This is a genomic window from Collimonas silvisoli (assembly GCF_018305005.1).
GTDB lineage: Bacteria > Pseudomonadota > Gammaproteobacteria > Burkholderiales > Burkholderiaceae_D > Collimonas > Collimonas silvisoli.
In genome coordinates this window covers 1-10,950 of sequence record NZ_JAGQEG010000137.1, presented here as the reverse complement: position 1 = coordinate 10,950, position 10,950 = coordinate 1, and the positions used below count along the sequence as shown (strand labels likewise).

At 59.6% G+C, this 10,950-nt stretch carries 9 protein-coding genes and 1 riboswitch; of the genes, 6 read left to right on the top strand and 3 right to left on the bottom strand.

Going from position 1 to position 10,950, the window contains the following annotated elements; all coding sequences use genetic code 11:
- Positions 1-150: 150 nt before the first annotated feature.
- From KHU33_RS24185 to KHU33_RS24175, 3 genes are all read right to left on the bottom strand, one after another.
- The gene (locus tag KHU33_RS24185; protein WP_211467754.1) at positions 151-2,022 is read right to left on the bottom strand and encodes a TonB-dependent receptor plug domain-containing protein; all 1,872 of its coding nucleotides are present in this window, start codon (positions 2,020-2,022) and stop codon (positions 151-153) included.
- Positions 2,023-2,109: 87 nt separating this feature from the next.
- Positions 2,110-2,365: riboswitch (cobalamin riboswitch) on the bottom strand.
- Positions 2,366-2,408: 43 nt separating this feature from the next.
- Entirely contained in the window at positions 2,409-3,581 is a 1,173-nt protein-coding gene (locus KHU33_RS24180) for an HPP family protein (protein WP_211467752.1), read from the bottom strand.
- Between the two features lie 25 nt (positions 3,582-3,606).
- Positions 3,607-4,770, bottom strand: coding sequence for an ABC transporter substrate-binding protein (locus KHU33_RS24175; protein ID WP_211467750.1), 1,164 nt, complete (start codon positions 4,768-4,770; stop codon positions 3,607-3,609).
- 284 nt (positions 4,771-5,054) lie between these two features.
- Here KHU33_RS24175 and KHU33_RS24170 point away from each other — a divergent pair, with 284 nt between their 5' ends.
- The 6 genes from KHU33_RS24170 to otnI all read left to right on the top strand — a co-directional run.
- Entirely contained in the window at positions 5,055-5,807 is a 753-nt protein-coding gene (locus tag KHU33_RS24170; RefSeq protein WP_211467748.1) for a FadR/GntR family transcriptional regulator, read from the top strand.
- Positions 5,808-5,834: 27 nt separating this feature from the next.
- Positions 5,835-6,740, top strand: a complete 906-nt coding sequence (ltnD, locus tag KHU33_RS24165) for an L-threonate dehydrogenase (protein WP_211467746.1) — start codon at positions 5,835-5,837, stop codon at positions 6,738-6,740.
- Positions 6,741-6,743: 3 nt separating this feature from the next.
- Complete coding sequence (gene otnK / locus KHU33_RS24160) at positions 6,744-8,069, top strand: 3-oxo-tetronate kinase (RefSeq protein WP_211467744.1); 1,326 nt, start codon at positions 6,744-6,746, stop codon at positions 8,067-8,069.
- Positions 8,066-8,740 carry a 3-oxo-tetronate 4-phosphate decarboxylase gene (gene otnC / locus KHU33_RS24155; RefSeq protein ID WP_211467742.1) on the top strand — a complete coding sequence of 225 codons (675 nt, stop codon included), beginning with the start codon at positions 8,066-8,068 and terminating at the stop codon, positions 8,738-8,740. Before otnK ends, otnC begins: the two co-directional genes overlap by 4 nt.
- 58 nt (positions 8,741-8,798) lie before the next feature.
- Positions 8,799-10,109, top strand: coding sequence for an MFS transporter (locus tag KHU33_RS24150; RefSeq protein ID WP_211467740.1), 1,311 nt, complete (start codon positions 8,799-8,801; stop codon positions 10,107-10,109).
- A 77-nt stretch (positions 10,110-10,186) separates the two neighbouring features.
- On the top strand, positions 10,187-10,950 hold a 764-nt coding region (gene otnI, locus KHU33_RS24145), incomplete at its 3' end, for a 2-oxo-tetronate isomerase (RefSeq protein WP_211467738.1).

Genomic DNA, 10,950 nt, shown 5'->3' with positions numbered 1-10,950 from the left:
TCGATCGTTGTTTGGTTAGTTGAATCGTTGATTTGCAGTAGCGCTACAAGTCGTAGCGAGCGGCTCAAGGTCTGGTAGAGAAGCGCAGCTGTACGGACGTACAACGAGCATCGCAGACCAGAGATTGAGCCGCGCAGTAGGCTTGTAGAGTTACTGCTGCCAATTTACACCAACAAACATACCGCGTGATGGCTGATTGTAGCCATAAGCAGTCTGGTAATCGCGGTTGAACAGATTATCGATACGGCCGAACAAAGACACTTCCTTGTTCAACTGATAGCGCGCATTGACGTTAGTCAGCCAATAGGGAGCCAGTGTTGGATTGCCGGGAATATCGGTACGGCTGTCGGTGTATTGCACATCGGTGCCGATACGCCAGGCGCCGAAGCTCTTTGCCGCTCCCAGAGAGCCCAAGGTCTTGGCGCGTCGCGCCAGGACTTTATTGCTGCTCTCATTCTTCGGATCTTGCAAGGTCAGGCTGGCGCGCCAGTCGATTGCCGCCAGAACGGTGCTGGCGCTCAATTCCAGCCCCTGGTTCTTGGCACGCGCAATATTGATGGTTTGGAAGGTCAGCGGATCGAAGCCGAACTGGTCGCGGGTGCGGGTATCGAACAGCGTAGCGCGCAAGATGGTTGCACCGGCGGCGTATTGCGCGCCTATTTCGTACGACTTCGAGCGTTCCGCCTTGAGATTGCGGTTGCCATAAATCGGCTCGAACAACTGCACCGGCGTCGGCGCATTGAATGCGGTCGACGCATTGGCGATCAGCTTGACGCTGTCGGTCAAGGCAAAGCCGTAACCCAGGTAGCCGGTATTGTCGGAGCCGGAACCGCCGACATTGTCATGCCGCAGATTCACTTGCAACTGATGCGGACCGATCTTGCCGAGCGCTCCGGCATACACGCTGGAGGTCGAGCGCGAAAAGCTGTTGCTGGAATTGCCAAAGCTGCTGTTCGAACTGACGTCCGCCTTTTCGCGGCCGGCGTCGACACCGGCGGTGGCCGTCCACAGCGGCGACAAACGCAATTCGTTCGCCCATTGCAGCAGGTTTTGCGTGCTCTTGTAGGCACTGCTGCTATTGCCGAAAATACTCTGGCCGTCAAAATTGTCGCGGTTGATGTTTTGCGAGAAGGTCAGGGTCGAGGTCCAGTCCTGGGTAAAGCGATTCTTGCTGAACAGCGCCAGCGACTGGCTCTTCGAGTGGCCGTTGTTCTGGTCGGTCGGCGTGCCAAAGGCGTCGTCGTAGGTATATTTTGAATCGTTGGCATAAACCCGCACGCCGACTTCGTTGCCGGCGCGCCATTCCTGCGATACCGAGCCCGAGACGCTGGTATTGCCATCGCCATTGCGGTCTGGATTGACGTTCGGGTTCTGCAAGGGATTCTGCGCCGAGAAGCCGTTGGTCTTGAAGCGCGTCAGCGACAGCGCATAACGGGTATCGCCGCTCTTGCCGTTGACACCGACGTTACCCTCGTAAGTCCCGCGCGAGCCGGCTTCAACCGATGCGTTGAACTTCGGCGCGCCATCGCCGCGCTTGGTGAAGATCTGCACCACGCCGCCGATCGCTCCGGAACCGTAAATCGCCGAGACGTTGCCGCGCACGATCTCGATGTGATCGATCTGATCCGGCAAGATATTTTCAAGCGCCGGCAAACCGAACGAAGCCTGGCGCCGGATCGGCACGCCGTCAATCATGATCAGCGCTTCCGAGGAATTGGCGCCGCGCATGAACAAGGACGCCTGCTGGCCGGGGCCGCCGACGCGGGTAATCTGCAAACCTGCCTGGCGTTCCAGCAAAGCCGGCAGATCCGGCGCTTGCGAATTGCGGATGTCTTCGGCGCTGATGACGGTAGTGTGCGGCAAGGCGTCGGTTTGCGGCTGCGCGACCCGGGCAGCGGTGACGACCACCGGCGGCTGGTCCGGAGTGGTTTGCGCCGAAACCGTGGCGGCAGAAAGAAGGGCTGAAGCCAGCGCGAGCGGCTTCAAGGTCGCGCCGCAGCGGCTTGATAAAGATGATGTCATGGTTGATTACGATAAGAGTCCCCAGCCTGCCTCCCCGCAAGCCCGGTTAACGGTAGTAGCGAATAAACGCCTGCCGGCTGTCTATTCTTTACCCCACCTGCTTTGGCCGGTATCCGGGCTAACAAGTCGGAGCGCATAACCTTCCCATGCCAAGCACAGTGGTAGTAGATGCGTTCTGTCGATCAGCAGGAATCCAGCAATGAATTACGACCGGCGACGCTTGTTTTACCGTTGCGGGGGCAGCACACGTTGGCCGGCGTTCTTGTCGAGCGCCTGACGTCGTGTTTCCCGTTTAACTGCGGACATGGACATGTCCGCGTGCACCAAAACCCCGCCATTGTACGGCCCGCGCCGGTTTGCAGCAATTGCTGCATGCCGGAAAGACGTTAGTGTGTGGTTAAATTCGCGTTTCCGCGATACAAAGCCGCCACCATGTCGGACTGCGTCACCATGCCGACCAGGCGCCGCTGGTCATCGACAATCGGGATGTGGTGTATGCCGGAATCGGACAAGGGCTGCACCAGTTCGACGATATGGGCGTCGGCCACGGCGCTCTGGACGGCGCTGGTCATGATCTGGCCCACCACTTCCGGCTTGTCGGAATGGGTGTTGGTGGTGCGCCGGATGAACTGTTTCAGTTTCTGGTCGAAACCGGTGTACACCTGTAAATTCACCTGCCGCATGAAATCGGTCTGGGTGATGATGCCGATCAGGCGCTTCGCAGAATTGATGACCGGCAAAGCCTTGATCTTATGCTTTAGCAACAGCCCCCAGGCCTCTTCCAGCGAAGTGCCGTACTCGACGCTGACGACATCGCGCGACATGATGTCGGCACAGGTAATCGCGCCGAAGCGGCGTTGGTAGGCATGCAACTCGGTTTGCAGAATCAGGTTTTCCAGATCGTCGCGGCTGACGTCCAGCACTTGATTGTATTGGTGCAATACATAATCCAGATCTTCCTGCGTGAAACCGACGCGCCTGCCGCTGGGCCGGTCTTTGGTCTGATGCGATTTACCGGCGTCGGCGTGCGCCACATGCGGGTAGCGGCGGCGGGTAGCATTATTGAACAGCAGCGCCACCAGCAACAGCAAAAAAGAATTCAGCAATACCGGCGTCAACACGAAATGAAAACCCTGGCTGGTCACCGCCGGACCGCCCAGCACAGCCGTCAGCGCCACCGCCCCGCTGGGCGGATGCAGGCAGCGCAAGACAAACATGGCGCCGATCGCGGCGGACACGGCTACTGCCGGGGCAAACACCGGATCGGGAATCCAGCGCGCGCAGCTGACGCCAATCAGCGCCGCAACCAGATTGCCGCCGACGATAGACCAGGGCTGCGCCAGGGGACTGGCCGGCACCCCGAACAACAACACAGCAGAAGCGCCCATCGGTGCGATCAGCAACGGCAGCGCCGCCGTCGAACCCAGCGCCCAGTGGCTCACCAGCCCGGTCAACAAGATTCCCAGCAAGGCGCCGCTACAGGCGCGCATGCGCTCGGTGGCGTTGACCATCACCGGTCCCGGGACAAAACCGCGCAACCACAATCCAAGCAGACTCATCTTGTTTCGCTTTCTATTTTTTCGCTTAGCCGCCGTAAGCGTAGGTAAATCTATTGTTCACGATCCGGCCCATCACGCGCGAGCGCTGGTCCAGCCCCACGTGATCCTTGGGATTCATGTTGACCACTCCCTGCGGGATAGTCAGGTCATGGGTGTTTTCCAAAGCACTACGCAGCGCTGCACGGAATTGTTTGCTGCCAGGCTGGCCGGACTTTAACGCTTGCGGCACCGCGTTGGCGATCAGCATATAAGCGCCCCAGGCGTCGGCGGCGAATTGCGTCATGGTGTCGACGCCGTAAGCGGCCTCATAGAGACGAGTGAAATCCAGCGCCGTTTTCTTGACCGGATTCGAGGCCGGCAATTGCTTGGCCACCACCGCCGGCCCGGTCGGAAAAAAAGTGCCTTCGACATCCTTGCCGCCTACTTTCAGGAAATCCGCCGTGGCGATGCCGTGCGTCTGGTAAATGCGGCCCTGGTAGCCGCGCTCGACCAAGGTCTTTTGCGGCAGTACCGCCGGCGTCGCCGAGGCGGCGATCAACACCGCATCCGGCCGCGCCGACATGATCTTGAGGATCTGCCCGGTGACGCTGGTGTCGTTGCGGTTGTAACGTTCGCTGGCGACGATCTTGATTTTCCTGAGTTCGGCCAGCCGCGAGAACTCGCGCCACCAGCTGTCGCCGTAGGCGTCGGCAAAGCCGATGAAAGCCACAGTCTTGACGCCGTTGTCGGCCATGTGCTGGGTCAGGATGGTTGTCATGTGGGAATCGTTTTGCGGCAGCTTGAAGACCCAGGCGCGTTTGGCGTCCTGCGGCTCGACGATAGAGGCCGAGGCCGCCAGCGCCACCATCGGCGTTTCCGCTTCGGCCACTACGTCCAGCATGGCCAATGCCGCCGGGGTGGTATTCGGGCCGACGATCAGATCGACTTTTTCTTCGCTGATCAGTTTGCGCGCATTGCGCACCGCGTTGGTCGGATCGGAGGCGTCGTCGAGGATGATGTATTCGACCTTCTGCCCGGCAATCACTTTCGGCCATAACAGGATGGCGTTTTTGGTCGGCGCGCCAATCGCGGCGGCCGGTCCGGTGACGGCGATATCCACGCCGATCCGGATTTGCGCCGAGGCCGATGCGCTCCATATGGACAGCAACATAGCAGATGAAACCAGGTGAGCGCGTGTGATTTTTTTCATCGAATATCGATCCTGATGGCGTGGCATGGAGATGTTTCTACAAGGACAGGATTCTACTGGAATGTGACATCCAGCACTCGCCTCCTCCTCTCAGGTTGACGTCACGTCACGCCATCTTAGTCATCAAGGTCGCGGCATCCATTGACCCAAGGCAAGAATCGTATTTCTGACAATAAAAGTTACGGAGGAAGCAAACCGTCTCTGAAACAAATCTTGATTTTTCCAATAATTCGTATGATGATATGGTCACATTACGATAAAAATATGCCGTTGGAAGAGACAAAATGTTCAATAAACTGAATGCCAATCGGACTTCCTTGAGCGATACCGTCGCCCAGGAATTGCTGAAAAAGATAGAAACCGGCGAGTTTGGCCCGGGCGCAAAATTGCCCACCGAACCGGCCCTGTCCGAGCAATTCGGCGTCAGCCGCACAGTGGTGCGCGAAGCGATTTCCCGTTTGAAGAATGAAGGTGCGGTCGAGCCGCGCCAGGGCAGCGGCGTCTATGTCAGCGAACTGGGCCACGTGCGGCCGTTGCGGATCCAGTTCGATCAGGCCTCGTCGGCCGATGCGGTGCTGCAGATCGTTGAACTGCGGCGCGCCATCGATGCCGAAGTCGCGGCGCTGGCCGCCACCCGCCGCACGCCGCGTCAGCTGAAAGCCATAGAAACCGCGCTGAAAGGCATCGCCGCCGATGTCGACGCCGGCGGTGACGGCGTGCTGGCCGATGTCATGTTCCATCGCAGCATCGCCGAAGCCACCGGCAACCCTTTCCTGCTGCAAACGCTGGCCTTCCTCAGCCAATACCTGGAAGCCGCCACCGCCGTCACCCGCAGCAACGAAGCCAGGCGCGACGACTTCATGCGCCAAGTTTATGAAGAACACGCTGCGATCGCCGCCGCGATTGCGGCCGGCGACGCGCTGGCGGCACGCAATGCGGCGCAAAACCATATGTTCAATGCGGCGCGCCGCATGTCGCAAGGCGCTGCCGACGCCAAGACCGCTCAGAAAACCAAGAGCACTCCGAAAACTCGTTAATCCTTAACTCGCTAATCAGGTTCAGCAATGACTATCAACGTAGGTGTAATCGGCCTTGGGGCCATGGGCTTGGGTGTTGCCCGTTCTTTGTTACGCGCCAGCTTACGCACGCATGCGTGCGATGTCCGCCCGGAAGTATTACAGCAGTTTGCCAGCGAAGGCGGCATCGTCTGTAGCAATCCGGCCGAACTCGGCGCGCAATGCGAGGTGGTGATCACGGTGGTAGTCAACGCCGCGCAAACCGAGCAGGTGCTGTTCGGCGAGCAAGGCGCTGCAGCCGCCATGCGACCCGGCAGCCTGGTGATTGCCAGCGCTACCGTGGCGCCGGAATATGCGGTCAAGCTTGGTGAGCGGCTGGCTGCACTGCAATTGCTGTTCCTCGATGCCCCGCTGTCGGGCGGCGCCGCGCGCGCAGCTTCCGGCGAAATGACCATGATGACTTCCGGCCCGGCCGCCGCTTACGCCAAGGGCGAAGCGGTGCTGGCGGCGATCGCCGGCAAGGTATACCGGCTCGGTGAAGCGCACGGCGTAGGTTCCAAGGTAAAAATCATCAATCAGTTGCTGGCTGGCGTGCATATCGCTGCCGCGGCGGAAGCGATGGCCTTGGGCATGCGTGAAGGCGTCGATGCCGATGCCTTGTACGAGGTGATTACCAATAGCGCCGGTAATTCATGGATGTTTGAAAATCGCGTGCCGCATATCTTGAAGGCCGATTACACGCCGCTGTCTGCGGTCGATATTTTCGTCAAGGATCTGGGCCTGGTGCTGGATACCGCACGCGCCAGCAAATTCCCGCTGCCGCTATCGGCTGCCGCGCACCAGATGTTCATGATGGCCTCCACCGCCGGCCACGGCGCCGAAGACGACGCCGCCGTGATCAAGATTTTCCCTGGAATTAATTTACCAACCAAGCTACCGACAGCGCAGGAGTAAACGATGTCGACACAACAGAACGCAGCGACCAAGCCACTGCTTGGTTGCATCGCAGATGACTTTACCGGCGCCACCGATCTCGCCAACATGCTGGTGCGCGAAGGCATGCGCACCGTGCAAACCATCGGCGTGCCGGACAGCGCACCGCAAGCGGTGGACGCCATCGTGGTGGCGCTCAAATCGCGCACGGTGCCTGCCGCAGAAGCTGTCGCCGCATCTCTGGCGGCGTTGAACTGGCTGCAGCAGCAAGGCTGCCGCCAGTTCTTTTTTAAATACTGTTCCACTTTCGACTCGACGCCGCAGGGCAATATCGGTCCTGTCACCGATGCGCTGCTGCAGGCGCTGGGCAGCGACTTCACCATCGCTTGCCCGGTGTTTCCGGAAACCGGCCGCACCTTGTATCGCGGCCATCTGTTTATCCAGGATCAGTTGCTGAGCGAATCGGGCATGCAAAATCATCCCTTGACGCCGATGACCGATCCTAATCTGGTGCGCGTGCTGCAACAGCAAACGCCGTCCAAAGTCGGATTGATCGGCTATCCGGCGGTTTCCCAAGGGGTAGACAAGATCCGCGCCGGCATCGATACGCTGCGTCAGCAAGGTGTGCGGATGGCGATTGTCGACGCCTTGGAAAACCAGGATCTATACGCCATCGGCGCTGCCTGCGCCGACTTGCCGCTGGTCACCGGCGGTTCCGGCGTTGCACTGGGACTGCCCGGTAATTTCGTGCGCGCCGGTTTGCTCAATCCGCAGCAAGGCGCCAAGGCGAGTGAACTGCCTGCGGTCGACGGCTTGTCGGTAGTCCTGGCCGGCAGCGCATCGAAAGCCACCAACGCCCAGGTAGACGCATGGAAAGAGAAACGCCCGGCATTCCGCATCGATCCGCTGGCGCTGGCTGGCGGCGAGCCGGTTGTGGCGCAGGCGCTGGCCTTCGCGCAGCAGCATCTGGATAAGGATAAGCAACCGGTACTGATCTACGCCACCACCACACCGGAACAAGTGAAACAGGTGCAGGCAAAACTCGGCGTCGAACGCGCCGGTTTGCTGATCGAGCAAGCGCTGGCGGACATCGCCGCCGCCTTGCTGGCGCGCGGTGTGCGACGTTTCGTGATTGCCGGCGGCGAAACATCCGGCGCCGTGGTCAAGGCGCTTGGCGTGCATGCCTTGCGCATCGGCGCGCAGATCGATCCGGGCGTGCCGGCGACGGCGTCGATTGGCGCGACACCGTTGGCGCTGGCGCTAAAATCCGGCAACTTCGGCAGCATCGATTTCTTTGAAAAGGCGCTGCTTCAGTTGGGCGAAAATCGGCTGGGCGAGACACGTCTATGAGCACGCCCAAAAATCCATCAAGCGGCAGCACCACACTCAAGGAACAGGCGCTGCGCGAAGAAATATGCGAGATCGGCGCTAGCTTGTACCAACGCAATTACACCGTGGGCACGGCTGGCAATATCAGCGCCCGCCTGGATGACGGCTGGCTGATCACGCCGACCGACGCCTGCCTCGGCCGGCTGGCGCCGGCGCAAATCGCCAAGGTCGATCTGAACGGCAAGTGGGTCAGCGGCGACAAACCTTCAAAGACACTGACCTTGCATCGCGCAGTCTACGACAACAATCCGCTGACGCAAGCGGTGGTGCATACCCATTCGACCAATCTGGTGGCGCTGACCTTGGCCGGTGTCTGGCACGACAGCGCCGTGCTGCCGCCGATCACGCCGTATCAGGTGATGAAGGTCGGGCGGATTCCGCTGATCCCGTATTGCCGCCCCGGCGATCCGCAGGTGGCGGAGCAAGTCAAATTGCTGGCAACCAGCGTGCGCGGCGTATTGCTGGAACGGCTGGGGCCGGTGGTGTGGCACGAAAGCATTTCGCAAGCAGCGTTCGCATTGGAAGAGCTGGAAGAAACGGCGCGTTTGTGGCTGATGACGCAGGATAAGCCGGAGCCGCTGAGCAGTGAGGCTTTGGATGAGTTGTATCGGGTATTTGGTGCAGGTTGGTAAGTTTCAAATAATAGAAACGGCCAGTTAATTTCAAAACTTTTAGATGGGTGGAGACAAAATGTCAGCAACAATCACACAGGCCAATATCAGCCTGCCGGCCGAACAGGCCGAAAATCTGTACAAGAAAGTATTCTGGCGCTTTGTGCCATTCATCATGCTGTGTTACGTGGTGGCCTATCTGGACCGCGTCAACGTCGGCTTTGCCAAATTGCAGATGTCGCAGGATCTGAACTTCAGCGAAACCATTTTCGGCCTCGGCGCCGGCATATTTTTCCTCGGCTACTTCCTGTTTGAATTGCCCAGCAACCTGATCATGAACCGGGTCGGCGCCAAGCTGTGGATCGCCCGCATCATGATTACCTGGGGCATATTGTCGGCGTGTTTTGCCTGGGTCCAGACGCCAACCCAGTTCTATGTCCTGCGCTTCCTGCTGGGGCTGGCCGAAGCCGGCTTCTATCCGGGCATCATCCTCTACCTGACCTACTGGTTCCCCTCGCATCGACGGGCCAAGGTGGTCGCCACTTTCATGGCGGCAATCCCGGTCTCCGGCATTTTCGGCAATCCGCTGTCGGGCTGGATCATGCAGTCTTTCCACGGTTCCAGCGGCTGGCACGGCTGGCAATGGATGTTCATGATCGAAGCGATCCCGGCAATCCTGGTCGGCATCGCGGTGTTCTTCGTGATGGACAACAGCATCCGCAAAGCCAAGTGGCTGACTGAATCCGAGAAGGATTTCCTGGAGGCGGAAATCCGCGCCGACCAGAAAGACAAGCAAAGCCCGAAGTCGACCGCCGGCGTGTTCAAGGACATCCGCATCTGGCACATGTGCCTGATCTACTTCTGCATCGTCATGGGCCAGTACGGCCTGACGTTCTGGCTGCCGACACTGGTCAAGGCCTCCGGCGTGGTCGGCGATTTCAAGATCGGCCTGATCAGCGCGATTCCCTTCGTCTGCGCAGTGTTCGCCATGATCCTGATCGGCCGCCGCTCCGACCGCTTGCGTGAACGGCGCTGGCATCTGATCGTGCCAGCCTTGCTGGGTGCGGTAGGTTTTGTGATCTCCGCCATCGCTGCCGACAATACGATGATTGCGATTGCCTTCCTGTCGCTGGCGGCCATGGGCGTGCTGACCTGCTCGCCGCTGTTCTGGTCGCTGCCGACAGCGTTCCTGTCCGGCACCGGTGCTGCTGCCGGCATCGCGGTGATCAACTCGGTCGGCAACCTGGCCGGTTTCGTCAGCCCGTTCCTGGTCGGCTGGTTGAAAGACACCACGCACAACAATCAGACCGGCATGTTCATGCTGGCGGGGATGTTAGTGATCGGCGCGATTGCGATCCTGAAGACGCCGCCGAAAATGGTCAACCGCTAAGATAGTGTTTTATGCAGTTTTTACCGGCGCGCGCCGAATACATCGGCCGCGTCGGGTTTCAATTCAGGAGTTTTGTGATGCCACGTTTTGCCGCCAATCTGACCATGATGTACAACGAGCACGCTTTTCTGGACCGTTTTTCGGCTGCAGCCAAGGACGGTTTCAAGGGCGTTGAGTTTCTGTTCCCGTACGAGTACGCCGCTGCTGAACTGCAGAAAAGATTGCAAGACAACGGCTTAACGCAAGCGCTGTTCAATGCGCCTCCGGGTGACTGGGCGGCCGGCGAGCGCGGCATTGCCTCCTTGCCGGGACGGGAAGATGAGTTCAAGCGCAGCGTGGCTACCGGCCTGGAATATGCGCAAGTGCTCGGCAATAACCGATTGCATGTCATGGCCGGGCTGATCCAGCCGCAGCAGGATCGCGCCCGCCATCGCGCCGTGTACCTGGAGAACCTGGCCTACGCCGCTGCTGAAGCCGCAGCGCACGGCGTCACCATCGTGATCGAGCCGATCAATACCCGCGACATCCCCGGTTTCTTCCTGAATCGGCAAGACGATGCGCAGGCTATCTGCGCCGAAGTCGGCGCCCCAAATCTGCAAGTACAGTTCGACCTGTATCACTGCCAGATCGTCGAGGGCGATCTGGCAGTCAAGCTCAAGCGCGACATGGTGCGGCCGCAGGCCGGCATCGGCCATATCCAGATTGCCGGCGTGCCGGAACGGCATGAGCCGGATATCGGCGAGATCAATTATCCGTATCTGTTCGAACTGATCGACAGCCTCGGTTACCAGGGCTGGATCGGTTGCGAATACCGGCCGCGCGGCGCTACTTCCGACGGTTT

Coding starts and splice junctions, on each gene's coding strand:
- KHU33_RS24185 (WP_211467754.1), bottom strand. CDS start 2,022: ATGACATCATCTTTATCAAGCCGCTGCGGCGCGACCTTGAAGCCGCTC.
- otnC (WP_211467742.1), top strand. CDS start 8,066: ATGAGCACGCCCAAAAATCCATCAAGCGGCAGCACCACACTCAAGGAA.
- KHU33_RS24170 (WP_211467748.1), top strand. CDS start 5,055: ATGTTCAATAAACTGAATGCCAATCGGACTTCCTTGAGCGATACCGTC.
- KHU33_RS24180 (WP_211467752.1), bottom strand. CDS start 3,581: ATGAGTCTGCTTGGATTGTGGTTGCGCGGTTTTGTCCCGGGACCGGTG.
- otnK (WP_211467744.1), top strand. CDS start 6,744: ATGTCGACACAACAGAACGCAGCGACCAAGCCACTGCTTGGTTGCATC.
- KHU33_RS24150 (WP_211467740.1), top strand. CDS start 8,799: ATGTCAGCAACAATCACACAGGCCAATATCAGCCTGCCGGCCGAACAG.
- ltnD (WP_211467746.1), top strand. CDS start 5,835: ATGACTATCAACGTAGGTGTAATCGGCCTTGGGGCCATGGGCTTGGGT.
- KHU33_RS24175 (WP_211467750.1), bottom strand. CDS start 4,770: ATGAAAAAAATCACACGCGCTCACCTGGTTTCATCTGCTATGTTGCTG.